At 63.9% G+C, this 17,573-nt stretch carries 17 protein-coding genes; 3 read left to right on the top strand and 14 right to left on the bottom strand.

All coding sequences use genetic code 11. The features are described 5' to 3' along the window. Positions 1 to 292 precede the first annotated feature (292 nt). Positions 293 to 1,234, top strand: a complete 942-nt coding sequence (locus ACR9FL_RS04825) for a DUF808 domain-containing protein (protein ID WP_436357454.1) — start codon at positions 293 to 295, stop codon at positions 1,232 to 1,234. 5 nt (positions 1,235 to 1,239) lie between these two features. Here the strand turns inward: ACR9FL_RS04825 and ACR9FL_RS04820 are convergent, their stop codons facing one another. The 7 genes from ACR9FL_RS04820 to cyoA form a co-directional block, all read right to left on the bottom strand. After that, a complete protein-coding gene (locus ACR9FL_RS04820; protein ID WP_436357453.1) occupies positions 1,240 to 1,785 on the bottom strand; it encodes a response regulator transcription factor in 546 nt (181 codons plus the stop codon). Next, entirely contained in the window at positions 1,782 to 3,104 is a 1,323-nt protein-coding gene (locus ACR9FL_RS04815; protein ID WP_436357452.1) for an ATP-binding protein, read from the bottom strand. The genes ACR9FL_RS04820 and ACR9FL_RS04815 overlap by 4 nt, the downstream gene beginning before the upstream one ends. Then, on the bottom strand, positions 3,101 to 3,814 hold the full coding sequence (locus ACR9FL_RS04810; protein WP_436357451.1) for an SURF1 family protein: 714 nt from the start codon (positions 3,812 to 3,814) through the stop codon (positions 3,101 to 3,103). The genes ACR9FL_RS04815 and ACR9FL_RS04810 overlap by 4 nt, the downstream gene beginning before the upstream one ends. A gap of 71 nt (positions 3,815 to 3,885) precedes the next feature. After that, complete coding sequence (cyoD, locus tag ACR9FL_RS04805) at positions 3,886 to 4,275, bottom strand: cytochrome o ubiquinol oxidase subunit IV (protein ID WP_436357449.1); 390 nt, start codon at positions 4,273 to 4,275, stop codon at positions 3,886 to 3,888. Next, positions 4,272 to 4,916, bottom strand: a complete 645-nt coding sequence (cyoC, locus tag ACR9FL_RS04800; protein WP_436357447.1) for a cytochrome o ubiquinol oxidase subunit III — start codon at positions 4,914 to 4,916, stop codon at positions 4,272 to 4,274. The genes cyoD and cyoC overlap by 4 nt, the downstream gene beginning before the upstream one ends. Positions 4,917 to 4,920: 4 nt before the next feature. Continuing rightward, complete coding sequence (gene cyoB / locus ACR9FL_RS04795) at positions 4,921 to 6,930, bottom strand: cytochrome o ubiquinol oxidase subunit I (RefSeq protein WP_436357445.1); 2,010 nt, start codon at positions 6,928 to 6,930, stop codon at positions 4,921 to 4,923. Positions 6,931 to 6,943: 13 nt separating this feature from the next. After that, positions 6,944 to 8,188, bottom strand: coding sequence for a ubiquinol oxidase subunit II (gene cyoA / locus ACR9FL_RS04790; protein ID WP_436357443.1), 1,245 nt, complete (start codon positions 8,186 to 8,188; stop codon positions 6,944 to 6,946). Between the two features lie 190 nt (positions 8,189 to 8,378). On the opposite strand from cyoA, the gene ACR9FL_RS04785 reads away from it, so the two are divergent. Continuing rightward, positions 8,379 to 9,722 (top strand): MFS transporter, encoded by a 1,344-nt coding sequence (locus ACR9FL_RS04785; protein WP_436357441.1) that lies wholly within the window; start codon positions 8,379 to 8,381, stop codon positions 9,720 to 9,722. 222 nt (positions 9,723 to 9,944) lie between these two features. Beyond that, positions 9,945 to 10,379 (top strand): hypothetical protein, encoded by a 435-nt coding sequence (locus ACR9FL_RS04780; RefSeq protein ID WP_436357440.1) that lies wholly within the window; start codon positions 9,945 to 9,947, stop codon positions 10,377 to 10,379. Between the two features lie 7 nt (positions 10,380 to 10,386). Here ACR9FL_RS04780 and ACR9FL_RS04775 read toward each other — a convergent pair whose 3' ends face one another. From ACR9FL_RS04775 to ACR9FL_RS04745, 7 genes are all read right to left on the bottom strand, one after another. Continuing rightward, the gene (locus tag ACR9FL_RS04775) at positions 10,387 to 11,295 is read right to left on the bottom strand and encodes a hypothetical protein (RefSeq protein ID WP_436357438.1); all 909 of its coding nucleotides are present in this window, start codon (positions 11,293 to 11,295) and stop codon (positions 10,387 to 10,389) included. Next, complete coding sequence (locus ACR9FL_RS04770) at positions 11,288 to 13,813, bottom strand: hypothetical protein (RefSeq protein WP_436357436.1); 2,526 nt, start codon at positions 13,811 to 13,813, stop codon at positions 11,288 to 11,290. Before ACR9FL_RS04770 ends, ACR9FL_RS04775 begins: the two co-directional genes overlap by 8 nt. Then, complete coding sequence (locus tag ACR9FL_RS04765; protein WP_436357434.1) at positions 13,810 to 14,652, bottom strand: fimbria/pilus periplasmic chaperone; 843 nt, start codon at positions 14,650 to 14,652, stop codon at positions 13,810 to 13,812. Before ACR9FL_RS04765 ends, ACR9FL_RS04770 begins: the two co-directional genes overlap by 4 nt. Before the next feature lie 102 nt (positions 14,653 to 14,754). Continuing rightward, the gene (locus tag ACR9FL_RS04760; protein ID WP_436357432.1) at positions 14,755 to 15,156 is read right to left on the bottom strand and encodes a hypothetical protein; all 402 of its coding nucleotides are present in this window, start codon (positions 15,154 to 15,156) and stop codon (positions 14,755 to 14,757) included. 76 nt (positions 15,157 to 15,232) lie between these two features. Next, positions 15,233 to 16,419 (bottom strand): IS3 family transposase gene (locus tag ACR9FL_RS04755; protein ID WP_138141362.1). Its coding sequence is split into 2 segments (ribosomal slippage): positions 15,233 to 16,158 and positions 16,158 to 16,419, totalling 1,188 coding nucleotides; the frame shifts between segments, so codons are not numbered across the junction. Positions 16,420 to 16,480: 61 nt separating this feature from the next. Continuing rightward, positions 16,481 to 16,687, bottom strand: a complete 207-nt coding sequence (locus tag ACR9FL_RS04750) for a hypothetical protein (protein ID WP_436357431.1) — start codon at positions 16,685 to 16,687, stop codon at positions 16,481 to 16,483. A gap of 207 nt (positions 16,688 to 16,894) precedes the next feature. Beyond that, positions 16,895 to 17,422: a hypothetical protein gene (locus ACR9FL_RS04745; RefSeq protein ID WP_436357429.1), complete on the bottom strand. Its 528-nt coding sequence runs from the start codon at positions 17,420 to 17,422 to the stop codon at positions 16,895 to 16,897. Between the last annotated feature and the right edge of the window lie 151 nt (positions 17,423 to 17,573).

The following is a 17,573-nucleotide window of genomic DNA, read 5'->3' as shown; positions in this document are numbered from 1 at the left end:
ACAACGGCTCAACTATCTGAAATTAAATGACTTCTTAAGGTAGAGCAAACTGAGACAAGCTAGGAGGGGTGGCTATTTGCCAAACTCTTAATCAGCGGGTCCACAGTTCGAACCTGTGATCACCCACCATCGTCTCTTCTGATATCTCCAGAAAAACAGCATCCCTTCCCAGGGAACCCTGGGCTGCGGTTCATTGTGTTCTGCGCGAAGGCCGACGCGGCCTCTTTCCAAGACGCTTTGTCGCAGGCAGGAAGAAAGCTCTGCATTTCTCCCTCCCCTTCTGGTGCGCCCCATGCCCTCTGGACTTATGGCCCTGATCGACGATGTCGCGGGCATCGCCAAGCTGGCCGCGGCCTCCATCGATGACGTCGGCGCCGCCTCCAGCAAGGCCGCCAGCAAGGCGGCCGGCGTGGTGATCGACGACGCCGCCGTGACGCCGAAATACGTCACCGGCCTGTCGCCCAGCCGCGAGTTGCCGATCATCGGCAAGATCGCCGTGGGCTCCATCCGCAACAAACTGCTGCTGATCCTTCCGATCGCTCTGCTGCTGACCGCCTTCGCGCCCTGGGCCATCACGCCCCTGCTGATGGTCGGCGGCGCCTACCTCTGTTTCGAGGGGGCGGAGAAGGTGCTGGAAATGTTCGACGAGCATGAGGCCGAGGAAAAGCCGGTCAGCAACGATCCCGCCCATCTGGAGAAGGCCACGGTTTCCGGCGCCGTCAGAACGGACCTGATCCTGTCGGCCGAGATCATGACCATCGCCCTGGCCGACGTTTCTGACGCGCCGTTGGCGACCCAGGCCGGGGTGCTGATCGTGGTCGGTCTGGCCATGACCGTGGCCGTCTACGGCGCCGTGGGCCTGCTGGTGAAACTGGACGACATCGGCCTGCACATGGCCGAACGCGCATCCAGGACCAGCCGCGCTGTCGGACGCGGCCTGGTGAAAGGCATGCCGGGCGTCTTTTCCGCCCTATCCGTCATCGGCACGGTAGCCATGCTGTGGGTCGGCGGCGGCATCCTGCTGCACGGCACGCACACGCTCGGCCTGGCCTGGCCCGCCGAGCCGGTCGAACATCTGGCCCATGCGGTCGCCGGTCTGGCCGGGCCGCTGGGTGGCGCGGCCGGCTGGATCACCACAGCCCTGTTGTCAGGCCTGCTGGGTCTGATCGTCGGCGGCGTGCTCGCCGTCGTGCTGCATCAGGTGTTGCGTCTGTTCGGGCGCGGCGCGCACTAAGCCCATCAGGTAACCTGACGTTTCTCCAGCTTCCGGGCCAGGGTGCGGCGGTGCATGCCCAGGCGGCGCGCGGTCTCGGAGATGTTGAAATTGGTCTCGGCCAGGACCTCGTGGATGCGTTCCCACTCCAGGGTCTTGATCGAGGTCGGGCGGGCGCTGAGGACGGCGTCGGGATCGCCCTCCTGCCGAGCGAAGGCGGCCTCGATCTCGTCCGTGCCCGCGGGCTTGGCCAGGTAATGCCGCGCGCCCAGCTTGATGGCCTCGACGGCCGTCGCGATGCTGGCGAAACCGGTCAGGACCACAATGTCCAACTCAGGGTCAAAGGCATGCAGGGTCTGGACGCAGGTCAGGCCCGAGGCCGCGCCCAGCTTCAGGTCCACGACCGCATAGCGCGGGTGATGCACCTGCAGCAGTTCGAGCAGTTGCTCGTGGCTGCGCGCCGAGACCACCTCATAGCCGCGACGCTCGAACGACTTGCGCAGGGTCTTGGCGAAAGCCTCGTCGTCCTCGACGATCAGCAACTGGCGGGGGGCGTCGGTCGGGTCGGTCATTTGGGAGCCAAGGCCTCCAGAGGCAGGGTCAAACGGACACAGGCGCCGCCGTCCCGTCGGTTGCGGGCCGCGACGCCGCCGCCCAGTTTGCGCATCACATTGACCAGCAGGAAGAGGCCCAACCCCGCCCCTGCCCGGCCCTTGGTCGATTGATAGGGCTGGCCCAGGCGCTCCAGAATGTCGGGCGTGAAACCGGGGCCGTCGTCGTTGAACTCTACGGCCAGCAGATCGTCGTCCAGGGTCGCCGAAACCACCATGCGCTCGGCCCCGGCCTCATGGGCGTTGTCCAACAGGGCGCTGAAGACCTGTTTCAGAGCCGGGTCGGCGATGATGCGCGGATCGCGCGGCGTCGGCGCCTTCAGCACCACGGCCATGGCGTCGTTCGACTTCTCGCACCACTCCGCCACGATCTCGGACAGGAAGCCGCCCAGGGTGGTGATGGTCGGGGCCACACCTCGCGCCTCGCCCGCCGACATCAGGATGCCGGTGACGATAGTCTTGCAGCGCTCCACCTCGGCCTGCATCTCGGCGATGTCGGAGGTCAGGTCGGCGTCCGCCGTCAGCGCCGGCATCCGTTTCCAGTCGCTGAGAATCACCGACAGCGAGGCCAGGGGCGTGCCCAGCTCATGGGCGGCGCCGGACGCCAGCAGACCCATGCGAACGATATGGTCCTGTTCCGCCGCCTGTTGCCGCGCGTCGGCCAGATAGGCGTCGCGCGCCCGCACGTTCTGAGTCGTGCGCGTCACGAAGGCCACCAGCAGCACCGCGATCAGGATGAAGTTGACCAGGGCCCCGGCCTGGATCAGCCCCATGTGGGCGTCGGTGTCGGGCGGCAACAGCAGCGGCTGATGCCAAACCGCCAGCCAGGCGAGACAGGCGCTGGTGACCAGGACGAAACCCCAGGCATAGGGCGGCCGCAGCAGCACCGCCGCCAGCACGATCTGCATCAGATAGAGGGCCGCGAAGGGGTTGCTGGTCCCGCCGCTGAAGAACAGCAGCCAGGTCAGGGCCGCCACATCGACGAACAGGGCCAGGATCAGCTCCGGGTCGGTCACGCTGTGACGGCGCAGGGTGACCGGGGCGCTGGCCAGGTTCATCACCGCCAGCCCGGTCGGGGCCAGCAGCAGCATGCCCAGCGGCAGAGGTATCTTGAGTCCCCAGTGGACCACGGCGATGGTCACCACCTGCCCGATCACGGCCAGCCATCGCAGCTGGATCAGCAGCAGCATGTTGCGCCGCCCCGCCGCGCCCGGCGAGACCGGCGCTTCGGCCCGGTCGTCCAGACCCAGCAGGCTGCGCGCGAACCGCATCGCGCTCATCGCGACGCTCTCCGGCGCTTTTCCTCACGCCAGAACAGGGCAAAGCCCGCCGCCGACATCAGGGCCAGTCCGAACCAGGTCAGGGCGTAGATCAGGTGGCTGTTGGCGAAACGCACCACGGTCAGCCCGCCGCGCGGCCAGCCGCCCGGGTTGGGCGTGGCGTCGGCGTCGATGAAGTAGGGAGCCACCGGCCCCGGCACACCCTTCGCCCTGGCGATGCCCGCCACGTCGCGCGAGAACCAGCGATCGCCCGACGGGTCGTTGGCGCGCAGGAAGCCGCCGTCAGGCTCGGTCAGGCGCAGCAGGCCGACGACGCGGGTCTGGCCCTCGACCTGGCCCGCCGCGCGATCCGCCGACTTCTGGCGTTCGGACGGGACGAAGCCCCGATTGATCAGGACGGTGAAGCCTTGATCAGTCGTCAGCGGCGTCACCACCCAGTAGCCAGGCCCAAGGTCCGTCACCGCCTTCACCAGGGCCTCGCGCGCATGATCAAAGCGGCCGCTGACGACGACCCGACGATACTGATCGGCCTGGCGCGTGATGGTCTGGCCCGGCGGCGGCGCGGCGGCGGGCGCGGCGTGGATACGGGCCTCGACCTGACGGATCAGCTCCTGCTTCCAGGCCAGCCTCTGCACTTGCCAGACGCCCAGGGCGGAAAAGCCCGCGAACAGAAGGGCGAACATGACCGCGCCCAGGATCAGGGCGGTCATGCTGCGCGGCGGCCGGGCGGGTCGCGACGACGGCTCTATAGCGCTTCTCCCCTGGCCTCGCCCGATCAGGCTCAGCCCATGGTCTGCATGTCGTGGGTGGGCATCATGTTGACGTTCAGGTGATACATCACCCAGACCGAACCCGCGACGGCGATCACCACCACCACGATGGTGAAGATCAGGGCCAGCATGTTCCACCCGCCCTCGGACTTATGGTTCATGTGCAGGAAGAAGATCATGTGCACCACGATCTGCACCACGGCGAAGGCCGTGATGATCAGACCCGTGGTCGCCGCCGGCAGGGCGCCGGTCATGACCAGCCAGAACGGGATCGCCGTCAGCACGACCGACAGCAGGAACCCGATCATATAGGTCTTGAACGAGCCGTGGTCGTGGTCGTCGCCGTGGTGGTGATCGTCGTGATGATCCACCGCTTGGTCGTTGTGGGCCTCGGCGCTCATCGCAGCATCCCGAACAGATAGACGAAGGTGAAGACGCCGATCCAGATGACGTCCAGGAAGTGCCAGAACAGGCTGAGGCACATCAGCCGGCGCTTGTTGGCCGGGATCAGACCCTTGCGCCAGACCTGGACCATCAAGGTGACCAGCCAGATGCAGCCGAAGGTGACGTGCAGGCCGTGGGTGCCGACCAGAACGAAGAAGGCCGACAGGAAGGCGCTGCGCTGGGGCGTGGCGCCCAGGTGGATCATGTGGGCGAACTCATAGAGCTCGATCCCCAGGAAGCAGAGGCCGAAGACGCCGGTGATCGCCAGCCAGATCTGCATCTGGGCCGTACGGTTCTTGACCATGGCCAGCATGGCGAAGCCGTAGGTGATCGACGACAGCAGCAGCATGGAGGTGTTCAGCGCCACCAGCGGCAAGTCGAACAGGTCCTTGGGCGCAGGGCCGGCGGCGTAGTTGGCGCCGACCACCGCATAGACGGCGAACAGCATCGCGAAGATGAGGCAGTCGCTCATCAGATACATCCAGAAGCCCAGCATGGTGCTGTGGCCTTCCGGGTGATGCGGCTCCTCGACCGGGTGGTAGATCGGCCGCCCGGCCTCGTCGACGTAGTCAGGGTTCAGGGAAGCTGCGTGGCTCATCAGATCAACCCTTCGCCGCTGCGGCCGCCAGGGCCTTGGTGTGTGCGTCTTCAGTCGCCTGCACCGTTTCGGCCGGGATGTAGTAGTCGCGCTTGTAGTTGAAGGTGTGGAAGATGGCGTAGGCGATCAGGGCGAAGAAGCCGAGCGCCGCCAGCCACCACATGTACCAGATCAAGGCGAAGCCCACGACCGTCGACAGGCCGGCCAGGATCACGCCCGCGCCCGTGTTGGACGGCATGTGAATGGGCTTGTAGCCGTCGGTCGGACGCTCATAGCCGCGCGTCTTCATGTCCCACCAGGCGTCCGAGTCGTGGATGATCGGCGTCTTGGCGAAGTTGTAGTCCGGCGGGGGCGAGGACGTGGCCCACTCCAGCGTGCGGCCGTGCCAGGGGTCGCCCGTCTCGTCGCGCAGCTTGTCGCGGTTGAGGATCGAGACGGCGAACTGGATCAGCATGGCCAGGATGCCCATGGCGATGATGCCGACGCCGACCGCCGCGATGATGAACCAGATCTGGTAGGACGGATCGTCAAAAACCCGCATCCGTCGCGTCACGCCCATGAAGCCCAGGACATAGAGCGGGGCGAAAGCGACCCAGAAGCCGATCACCCAGCACCAGAAGCTGACCAGACCCCAGGTCTTGTCCAGCTTGAAGCCGAAGGCCTTGGGCCACCAGAAGTTGATGGCCGCGAACAGGCCGAACAGCACGCCGGCGATGATGACGTTGTGGAAGTGGGCGATCAGGAACAGGGAGTTGTGCAGGACGAAGTCCGCCGGCGGCACCGCCAGCATGACGCCCGTCATGCCGCCGACCACGAAGGTCAGCATGAAGGCGACCGTCCACATCATCGGCAGCTCGAACCGGATGCGGCCGCGATACATGGTGAAGAGCCAGTTGAACAGCTTGGCCCCGGTCGGGATCGAGATGATCATCGTCGTGATCCCGAAGAAGGAGTTCACGGATGCGCCCGAGCCCATGGTGAAGAAGTGGTGCAGCCACACCAGGTAGGACAGGATGGTGATGACCACGGTGGCATAGACCATGGACGTATAGCCAAAGAGCTTCTTGCCCGAGAAGGTCGAGGTGACTTCCGAGAAGACGCCGAACAGCGGCAGGACCAGGATGTAGACCTCGGGGTGACCCCAGATCCAGATCAGGTTCACGTACATCATCGGATTGCCGCCGAAGTCGTTCGTGAAGAAGTTGGTGCCGATGTAGCGGTCAGCCGTCAGCAGGGCCAGAACGGCGGTCAGCACTGGGAAGGAGGCCACAATCAGGACGTTGGCGCACAGCGAGGTCCAGGTGAAGACCGGCATCTTCATCAGGCCCATGCCCGGCGCGCGCATCTTCACGATGGTCGCGATCAGGTTGATGCCGGACAGGGTGGTCCCCACCCCGGCGATCTGCAGGGCCCAGATATAATAGTCGACCCCGACGCCCGGGCTGTAGCCAATGCCCGACAGCGGCGGATAGGCCAGCCAGCCCGTGCGCGCGAACTCGCCGATGAACAGCGAAGCCATGACCAGCACCGCGCCCGCCGTCGTCATCCAGAAGCTGAAATTGTTCAGGAAGGGGAAGGAGACGTCGCGCGCCCCGATCTGCAACGGCACCAGATAGTTCATCAGGCCGGTGATCAGGGGCATGGCCACGAAGAAGATCATGATCACGCCGTGGGCGGTGAAGATCTGGTCGTAGTGGTGGGCGTTGAGGTAGCCCTCGGCCCCGCCGAAGGCCATGGCCTGTTGCAGGCGCATCATGACCGCGTCGGCAAAGCCGCGCAGCAGCATCACGATCCCCAGGATCATGTACATGATGCCGATCTTCTTGTGGTCGACCGTCGTGAACCACTCGGTCCAGAGATAGCCCCACAGCTTGTAACGGGTGATCAAGCCCAGGGTCGCCAGACCGCCGAGCACGACGACGGAGAAGGTGACGACCAGGATCGGCTCGTGGAACGGCAAGGCGTTCCAGTCCAGCCGACCGAAGATCATGGATGCGATTTGCTCAATAGACATGTCGGTCAGGCGCTCAGGATTGCGACGCGGATGCGTCGGCCGCGGTCGGCGCAGGAATACGGGGGGCGAAGGGCCAGCCGGCGGCGGCGACTTCGGTGCGAGCGGCCTCCCCCAAACGAGATTGGCCCGGACGGGCAAGGCCCATGCCCATGATCTGTTCGGTCGGGGCCGAGCGGGTCATCTGCACCGCCAGTTCCTGACGGCGGCGGGCGGCGTCGACGGCGGCCTTTTCGGCTTCCAACGGGGTGCAGACGGCCATGACGTAGGATTCGCCCGAACCCAGGACGGCCTGGCCGCGACGGGCGTACTTATCGTGGACCAGCGGCCAGGTGGCGTGGACGGCGGTCAGGCCCAGGCCGCCCTTCTTGTCGATGGCCATCATCTCGCCCATGCACATCTTGCCCGGCTCGACGCACATGTTCAGCACGGCGTCGAACAGGCCTTCATCGACCGAGGCGTAGTGCAGCACCGGCACCTTCTCGCTGGGCTTTTCCAGCTCCAGATAGGTCTCGCGGTCCAGGCTCTTGCTGTCGGCCCGCACGCCGGCGACCCACTGATCAAAGCCCGCCTGATCCAGGCCGTGGAAGGCGAAACGCATGTTGGAGAAGCCGTCGCCGGAATAGTTGGCCGAGAAGCCGACGTATTCGCCCGGACGGTTGATGACGGCGTGCAGCTTCGTCTCCATGCCCGGCATGGCGTAGATCTGACCGGCCAGGGCGGGGATGTAGAAGGAGTTCATCACCCCGGTCGAGGTGATGTGGAAGCGGATCGGCCGATCAACCGGCGCCGCCAGTTCATTGACCGTGGCTATGCCGTATTCCGGGTAGATGAACAGCCACTTCCAGTCCATGGCGACCACATTGACCTGAAGCGGCTCGACGCCCTCGGCGACGGCCTGGCCCTTATTGACCCGATCCAGCGACCGATAGGGATCCAGCAGGTGGGTGCCCGACCAGGTAATGGCGCCCAGGCAGATGATGATGAGCAGAGGCGCGGCCCAGATTGCCAGCTCCAGGTGGGTCGAGTGGTCCCAGTCCGGCTCGTAGCGGGCTTCCTTGTTCGACTCCCGATATTTCCAGGCGAAGAAGACGATCATCGCCATCACCGGGATGACGATGATCAGCATCAGCACCACGGACATGATCAGCAGGTCGCGCTGCTGCACCGCGATGTCGCCGGCCGGCGCCAGGACAACGGCTTCACAGCCCGGCAGCATGGCCAGGAGAGGCAATAGCAAGAGGGGTCGCAGGCGGCGCACGAAGGCTCCTGTCCGGAAATTGGGTGCTGGCTCGGTCATCGTGCGCGGCCCGTAGCGCCGCCTGCCGAAAGGCGACATTGGACAATCCGTCCTATCCCCCCCGACGACGATCGGGAGCAAATGGCCGCTTTCGTCATTCTTACCATGTCGGCGCGCGTGTCGCGCTCGGGTCCAGGGAACGTCATCGGTCATGAACGCCACCAGCGGCGCGCCTTCTTCAGAGTCCCTCGAGCGGGACGCCAGCCAGATCAACGCACGACACGGCAAAATCGACGCCGGAGAAATCGCGATCGGCGTGATCATCGGTCGCACGTCGGAATTTTTCGACTTCTTCGTCTATGCGATCGCCTCGGTCGTGGTCTTCCCGCAGTTGGTCTTCCCCTATGCGGGACCGCTGGGCGGGACCCTGCTGTCCTTCGCCGTCTTCGCCGTGGCCTTCCTGGCCCGCCCCCTCGGAACGGCCCTGTTCATCGAGATCGACCGGCGCTTCGGGCGCGGGACCAAGCTGACCATCGCCCTCTTCCTGATGGGCATCTCGACGGTCTGCCTCGGCTTCCTGCCCAGCTATGATCAGGTCGGCCACTGGGCGGCGGTCATGCTGATCGTCCTGCGCATCGGTCAGGGCGTGGCCCTGGGCGGCGCCTGGGACGGCATGGCCTCGCTGCTGGCCGTCAGCGCGCCTGAGAACCGTCGCGGCTGGTACGCCATGGTGCCGCAACTGGGCGCCCCCTTCGGCCTGATCGTGGCCAGCGCCCTGTTCGCCTACTTCCTTAGCAAGCTGTCGGCCGCCGACTTCCTCGACTGGGGCTGGCGCTATCCCTTCTTCGTGGCCTTCGCCATCAACGTGGTGGCCCTGTTCGCCCGCCTGCGTATCGTGGTGACGCCCGCCTTCCAGGCCGCCTTCGAGACGCTGGAGCTGCACCCTGCCCCCGTGACCAAGGCCGTGCGTGAAGAAGGCGGCGGCATCGTCATCGGCGCCTTCGCCCCCCTGGCCAGCTTCGCCATGTTCCACATGGTGACCGTCTTCCCGCTGTCCTGGGTCTTCCTCTACACGGAGGAGTCGCCCAGCCGCTTCCTGATGATCGAACTGGTCGGCGCCGTCTTCGGCCTGATCGCCATCCTGGCCTCGGGCTGGCTGGCCGACCGCTATGGCCGTCGCGCCCTGCTGGCCGTCACCGCCGCCGGCATCGCCGCCTTCTCGGGCTTCGCGCCCCAGATGCTGGACGGCGGCCCGGTGGGCGAACTGGCCTATATGATCCTGGGCTTCGTCCTGCTGGGTCTGTCGTTCGGTCAGGCCTCGGGTTCGATCGCCTCCAGCTTCAGCCTGGGCAACCGCTACACCGCGTCGGCCCTGACCTCGGACCTGGCCTGGCTGTTCGGCGCGGGCTTCGCCCCTCTGGCCGCCCTGGCCCTGTCGGGCAAGTTCGGGCTGGTGGCGGGCGGCGGCTACCTGCTGTCGGGCGCCGTCTGCACCTTGCTGGCCCTGTGGCTGAACCGCGAACTGGGCCGCGGCCGGGCCGGCGCCAAGACCTGACGCCACCCAAACGGGCTACTCCATCTTAAAGGGGGCGCGATCCGGATCGCGCCCCCTTTTTCATGCGTTTTCACCCTCAACCATCGCCGCACTCGCCCGCTTAGGTGAACAGGGTTAGCGAGAGTTTACGATGAGGCTTAAGCACCAGCTAAGCCTGTCTGATCGCCTCAAGTTAAGACCCGTCAAGTATCGTCCATTGAAATCCGTGGTGATGAGGACGTCATGACCAAGTTGAATTCGGCAAAACGCCGAGCCTTTCTAACGGTCGTCGCCGGCCTGACCGCTCTTGCAGCACCGCACGTCGCCCAGGCTTCGGGCAATTCAGGCACAGGCGCCTTTCGCATTTCTGCGATGGTCGCTCCGTCGTGCTCGATCGACTCGGGCGGCCCCGTGAACATCATCGAAGGCGAGCGTCGCTCGGTGGTCGAGGCCTGCAACATCGCCGGCGGCTATACGGTCTCGGCCAACTATCGACAGTTGGCCAGTCAGGAAAGGGTCAGCCTGTGGTACGGTGAGGACGCTTTCGCGCTCAACGCCTCCGGCATGCACATGCTGGGGCAGTCGAGCATGGCCACCATACGTGACATGGTATTGCGGTTTGACGACGTTCAACTGAACGCGCCTGTCGTCCTGACTCTTACGATCGCCCCCCGTTGAGGCCCTGCTAGAAGGGCGAAATCGTAAACCGCAGCGTGTCCGTGTATTCGCCCGCACGCCGGTTCGACGTGTCTCCAATCTGAATGGACAAGGGGTAGTCATCGACCCTGGGTCGACGCGAAGCGACTCGGACCTCGTCACCCTGCACTAGGTTTACCTCTTCGCTGCCCAGCGCCAGGCCGTAAGGAATGCTCCAATCGGTAGCGGCCAGGCGCAACTTGCCCTGGTTGTCAGACGAAACGCCGATCGCGTAACCACGCGTGCTAAGCACATAGAGCGAGGCCCCCAGAGCGCGTCGCCCCTCGGTCAGTTCTCCCAGATCGATGGTCGCGCCGGCGCCTGTCCGTTGAACCGCGCCCTTCAAACCCATCAGCGCCGCCGCAGGCACGGAAATACCGACCGTCACAAGGCGCTCCGCCAGCGGCATGCCGTCGGGCGTATTCACCGCGAAGACCAGATTCTGAGTGTAGTCCCCGTCCCCCAATGCGGCTTCCGGCGACACCACCAGACTGAAGCGAAGCATTTCTCGGTCGCCGGGCGCCAGCGAGACGGGACGGGCCGAAGCCCGCCGCGCGCTCGCCCCCGCTCGCGGCGTGACATCCGTGCCGTTTCGTTCGTCCACCAACGCATAGGGGATGCGGCTGACATCCTCAGATCGGACCATGCCGAAGGCTTCACCCAGGGTTTCCGTCTGAATCTGGCCGACGCAGTTGGCGTCACCCTCATTGGTCAGCATCAGGTCGAATTCGCCCAGCGCGATCTCCTGCGCATAGGGATCATGGCGAATGACCCAGTAGTCCTGGGGTGCCGTAATGGTCAGACGGCAATCGGCATTGGCGGCGCCGGCAGCCGCCACAGACCACACAGCCGCCACCACGCCGAGAGCGGCGCCGCGCCTCAAACCAAGCCTAGTCATTGGCGATCTCCACAGACAGAGAAACCTGCTGGAGATCCAGCAGTCCATCGGAATCTTCCGGCACCGAAATCTCGAACGCGCGCTCGATGGAAGGCAGTTCGACCAGATAACGCCGGCCAGGGGTCAGGTTCTGGACCGCAAAACGTCCAGCGGTATTGGTGAAGAAAAGTTCCGGCTTGGCGTTCGGTTCGTCGACCGGGCGGATGCGGCCAGACGTCAGGGCGATGGGGCGCTGACTGCGATCGACCAACCGACCGACAGCACTGACAAAGTCCGCACGCCCGACCACGATCTCATATCCCGAACGATAGGCCGGGAAGACGCGGGAGGTCCCGACGCCCGTGTCATAGCCGATGGGCGGGTCCAGGGCGTCGTGCCGAACGCTCTGGTTGACGTAGGAAATCAGATTGTTGGCCACTGCGCCGCCGAGGGGCCCGCTCCGAGCGACATAGCGCCCCTGCGCCAGGGTGTCGCCCACGATGACAGGGCTGTCGAGCGACGGATGGGGGCGGACAATCGCGAAGCTGTCGAAAATATTGCGACCGATCCCCCATGAGCCGCCAACGGCGGCTATGGATGACCCAAGGCGCAGCGTCGTAATCTGTCGATCGCCAATATCACTGAAGCTCTGGCCATAGGCGCCATGCGACAGGTTGGCCGCGAACCGGTTGCCGATGTAATCGACCTGGCCTGACAGAGAGCCTGGACCGTCCTCATAGGTCGACGCTAGAGAATAGCCGTAAGCCCCGACATGATTGTCAGTCGTTTTACTGTATCGCACGCTGCCAGAATTGCGCGCCGAATTATAGCGCGCCTCGGCTCTGCGATCGACGCCCGGCTGCCAGACCAGAGCAAAGCTGACTCCGAACCCGTCATTGCTGAACGGACTTTTGCTGCCTGTCTTCACATACTCGACGCCCCCCTGAATGGACCAGCGCGGATTGATGCGATAGTTGCTGATCAGGTTCAGCGAATAGCCGTCCCCCCGATCGACCTGCCGACTGATGCGGTAGCTGCCGACCACGCTGCCCGTCCAACGCTGATCGAAGACGCGCGTATAGTTGCCCGACACCTGCCAGGATATGGGGTTCACGCCTGCCTCGTTGCCGAGGACTGAGAAATCCTCGGAAGTGTAGTCGGCGCTGATCGTAAGGCTGTCGAGTTGAACACCCTGATCGAAAATATAATCGAGGCCTAAGCCCAGGGCGTAACCGGTCCCTGTGTCAGCATTGCTAGCCGCACCGTCGAACCGGAGCCTGGCGCCTGATCCGAGAACCAGCTGGGATTGGGCCGAAACGGTCTGCACGGCCTCGGTCGCCTGCAAGCCGACACCGACAGCCGGCGCATCGAGGAAGGCCTTGCGGAAGTAGCCGCTGAAAACCAGCTCTCCATCGTCATAGGATGGGGAGCCGAAGGCGAAATCGCTATTGAGCCCCAGGAAGGCGCCATACTCATAGTCGCCAGGCTCCAGATCGATGACGTCCAAATAGGCGCTGTAGCGGACGCTGTTCTGAAGTCCCGATATGCCGACGACTTCCAGCTCTATTTCGTTGCTACCGACTTCGAGAGGCAGGTTTGAAACATCATACTGGCCCGCATCCAGGACCAATTCGCGCTGCAGCACGCCGTTACGCAGCACCCTGACCGTTGAATTTTCCTGAAGCAGAAGCTGACGATTGCCCACCAGGGCGTTGGAGCGGAAGCTGTCGAACCTCTGTCGCTGACGAACGACCCCGACCCCGCCGATCTGCGCAAAACCTTGACGGCCTCTCGTTTCCGGATCGAGGTCACCCAGGTAAAATCGGCGGTAATGTTCGGGTTGATCATAAACAACCCGCGCGTAGCGACGATACATCTCATAGCTGTCGTCGCTGAAATTCTCGCGCCCCTGAACATCGGCCTCAAAGACGACGTTCCCGGCTCGGACAGCCCCGTTGAGAAACACCGACGGCTTGTCAAAGCCGCTTTCGTCCGACCGCTTCACCAGGGCGACGTTGGTGTTCAGATAGGCAGAGAAGCTCTCAGGGGTCTGACCCGGTTCGTCTCGTCGGCTTTCGCGAAAGATATTCTCGACCGCTCGCCTGGAGGGATCGATCCGCAAAACCATTATGGCCAGTTGCTGGGGATCATATTCCAAACGAATGCCCAGTGCCTCGATCTGCTCGGGCGTGAACGAGGTCAGAGAGCCCAAGCCCTGTCGAAGTTGCGCCTGGGCCTCCACCGTCAATAGCGGATCAATCAGCCGCCGGAAGCTCTCGCTATCGACGTAGAGATCATCGTCCTTTGTCAGCAGGACGTCGATTTCGCCCAGCATCCGCGAGTTGAATTGAAGCGGCGCAGTGAGATTGATGTCCCGATCATAGGGGTTCAGATCCGGCTTCGCAGACTTCGCCGCGTCCTGAATCGTCGATTGGGCGCTTTCGACATCGCTCGCAGCCTGAGCCTTGGCCGAGCCTTGCCCCAGACAAACCATGCCGATCGGCAAACCGATAGCAAGAACTCGCCATGTCGCCGTCATCGCGTGAAGCGCACCGTCATCGGCTTCGCCGGATCCAGCGCGACCCCCAGCGGCAAGTCAAACACCCGCCGGCCGCCGCCCGCAGGGACATAGCCCACGCCGACCATTTGCGAGACTTCCGTTCCGCTCAAACGACGGCTGAAGGACTCGCCCGACACGGAGGTGCCTTCAATGATCCAGGTCGCTCCACTCATCATGGCGTGCCGCCCGCCCTGGTTCGTGACTTCGACCTTCACGCCCGGCGTCGAAACCGGAGCCGGCAGGTCGGTCACGGAAAGCGACGGATCGATCTCGGGCTGGGGAGTGGTCACGTCCGTCGGCGAAACCGACGTCACCTTCACATCAGGCGTGACCCCTCGCGGGCTCACCAGCAACAGCGTCTTCATCGTGTAGAGGACGTTGACGGAAATCGCGCTCTGCGTGTCCGGGATCGCGGTCGGGTCGGTCTCGACCGGCAACTGCTTGACCGCCAGATAATAGGCGCGCGTCTGCTCCAGGGGCGGGCCGACCCACTGCACCCTGACGACCTGCTGCCCGTTGACGGCCACAAGTCCCTGAGGCGGGAAGACCAAAAAATCATCATCGCCAGGGGTTTCGGTGATCCGCCCCTCGGAATCCATTTCGACGCGCGTGATGGCGGTTTCGAACGGCATGGCGCGAGAACCGACGTTTCCGACCTCGATCCGCGCCGTGGCGCCGCTTCCGGACGTCGACATCTCGGCGACCATCGGAGCCAGACGCATCGCCTTGGCGACCGGAATCAACATGAGCGAAAAGGCGACAACGGCCGCCGCCAGCGACAACCCACGCATGAAATTCACAGATCGACGCATCGTCATCCCTGCCCCTCGCTGGACCGACAGCGTTATGTAGAAACTCAAAGCCAAACAAAGAGAAAACGGGGAGGCGGACCTCCCCGCTTTCATTTCGACCCGACAGGATCAGATCACTTCAATCAGGACCGTGACAGTGTCGGTGTAGGTGCCGGCGACCAGGGCCTTGGCGGCCGCAGGAATGTCCACGCGGATGCCCAGACCGCTGCGCCAAGCGTTGTTCTCACGCGAGTCGCTGGCTTCGGTGGTGCTGACGGTGAACTTGCCGCCGCTGGCCGAAACGCCCTCCTGACCGGGGCTGCCGGCCGTGTAAACGGCGCCCAGGCTGTAGGGGATGTTGGCCTGGAAGACGTTCGGATCCCAACCAGCGGCGGCGGCGTCGGCGTTCAGCAGACCCTGGGTGCCGTTGGTCTTCGTCAGCGTCAGGCGGTTCGAGGTATTGCAGCCCGCAGCATTGGTGCTGGAGTTGCCATTGCTGTTCGCGCCGACCATTTCAAAGGCGTTGTCCACGCCGTTGGCGGCATCGCCATAGATGCCCAGCGTGCCGAAGTTGACGTCATCCAGATCGTGACGTGCCCCTGAATTTTCATCCAGCGGCGACCAGAGTCCTTGGGTTAGTTACGCCTCGCAGCGTGGGATGAGCAACAGGCCGGACCGCGCAGCTTTCATCCTGCGCAGCGGGTCGGCCTGTTGCGGTCAGACTGGCGGCAAAAGCCTCCGGGGTGAGGTAGCCGATCGATGAATGCGGCCGGCGGGTGTTGTAGTCCAGCGCCCAGGCGGCGACCTTCTGGCGGGCGTGGTCGAGGCCGAAGAACAGGCTTTCGTTCAACAGTTCGTCGCGCATCCGCCCGTTGAAGGATTCCACAAACCCGTTCTGGGTCGGCTTGCCCGGCGCGATGTAGTGCCAGTCGACGCCTTGATCCTGCGCCCAGGCCAGGATGGCCGTGGACGTAAACTCCGTGCCGTTGTCGCTGACGATCATGGCAGGACGGCCCCGCCGAGAGATCAGCGCTGTCAGCTCTCGCGCGACGCGGCGTCCCGAGATCGAGGTGTCGGGGATCGCCGCCAGGCACTCGCGGGTGACGTCGTCGACCACGTTGAGAATGCGGAAGCGGCGGCCCGTGGCGAACTGGTCGTGCACAAAGTCCAGCGACCAGCGGGCGTTCGGCCTGGCCTCGACCAGGATCGGCGCCCGCGTGCCTATGGCGCGACGACGTGAGCGGCGCTTGCGCACCGTCAGGCCTTCCTCGCGATAGAGCCGGTAGATCCGGTTCTTGCCCGAGGCCTCACCCTCACGTCGCAGCAGCACGAACAGCCGCCGATAGCCGAACCGTCGCCGCTCCACAGCCAGCGCGCGTAGCCGCTCCCGCAGCGCCGTGTCCGGCTGACGGCAGGAGCGATAGCGCACCGATTTGCGATCGGCCTTGATGATGGAGCAGGCCCGCCGCTCGCTGACGCCGAACGCCGCCTTCAGATGGGCGACGGCCTGGCGCATCGCCGCGGGCCTTACCACTTTTTTGAGAGCAGATCATTCAGCGCCGCCTTGTCGAGCATGGCGTCGGCCAGCAGACGTTTCAGCCGGCCGTTCTCGTCTTCCAGGGCGCGCAGGCGCTGGGCGTCCGACACGCTCATCCCGCCGAACTTGGCCTTCCAGGCGTAGATCGTGCCCTCCGACACGCCGTGCTTGCGCGCCAGCTCGCCCGCTTTGGCGCCGGCCTCGTTCTCCCGCAGGATCCCGATGATCTGCTCTTCCGTGAATCTCGCTCGTTTCATTCCGTCCGTCCTTTCAAGGGCCGGACTCTAGCTCCGCGTGGAGGAAATTCTCAGGGGCACGTCAATCGCCGTCGCCATTGCCCAGAATGCACGACGGAGAAACCGAACCCGAGATCGAGAAGGTCGCGGTCAGTTCTTCGGCGACAGTTCCCGAATTTCCGGCATTGGCCGGATTCACATAGCTCGTTTCAGTCACAGCCTGAGCCGAAGCCGAACCAGCGATGAGAGCGACAGCCGCAGCAGTCGCGAAAAGCGATACCATTTTCATTGTTAGCCTCCTGCTTGAAAACAATGATCGGGACACATCCACCCCAATCCGATAACGATGTTAGAATTTTACATTCAGCACGGCAAACAAATTAGCCAAAAAAGAGAATATTAAACGCACAAACTGCTATCGAATGCTGAAATAATGGTTTTAAATACTACTACTGATAGAAATCAGTTCAAAAAGCATCGTGAAGTATGTAGAATTTTACATTCTCGGCTCGACTGAAATAGTCAAAATTTCGGAATAGTCGCCAGCCAGCAATCCTGCGCCCTGCACGTTTCTGGTCGTCAGCGCCAAACGACTGCGCCCCGCCGCAGCTACGGCCTGACCGCTGCTCATGATCGCCTCGCCCCTCAACTCTGCGCTGGAGAAGGAACCGGTCAGGGACGATGCGCCAGGGTTGAGCGTCGGGATGCGAACCTGCAGATCATATGGCAGACGCCCCGCGAACGGACCTTCGCCATCAGGCTTGGTCAGATGCGTCAGCCCGCCATTCGCCGACGCAATGCGAATGTCGAAAGGGACGTTGCAATCCAGCGAGAAATCCGCCGCCACCGACTCTCCGGGTGTCAGTTCCCCGAGCGCCATGGCTCCTCCGCCGGAGATGGCGCAGTGGTCATCGATCCGCCCTGCCAGGGTTACGCTCAATTCGGGGGCATAGGCGGCCGCACCAGGCAGCCCTTCATAGGCCAATGCAACCGATGGCTGGGCGAGTTCCAACAGCGCGATCACGCATGCGGTCAGAGCGACGCGTGCATATGCAGCATTCCCGAGCCAGCCCACGATTCGCCTCCCCAAGCGCATCCCCGCCACCAGGAGGGGTTCGTTGGTCAGCGTTCCAAGAGGCATGCCATCCCAAAATGGCACACAAACCCAGCAGATG

The sequence above is a fragment of the Brevundimonas sp. CEF1 genome, from assembly GCF_051353055.1.
Lineage (GTDB): Bacteria > Pseudomonadota > Alphaproteobacteria > Caulobacterales > Caulobacteraceae > Brevundimonas.
This window is presented reverse-complemented; position numbering and strand designations above follow the sequence as displayed.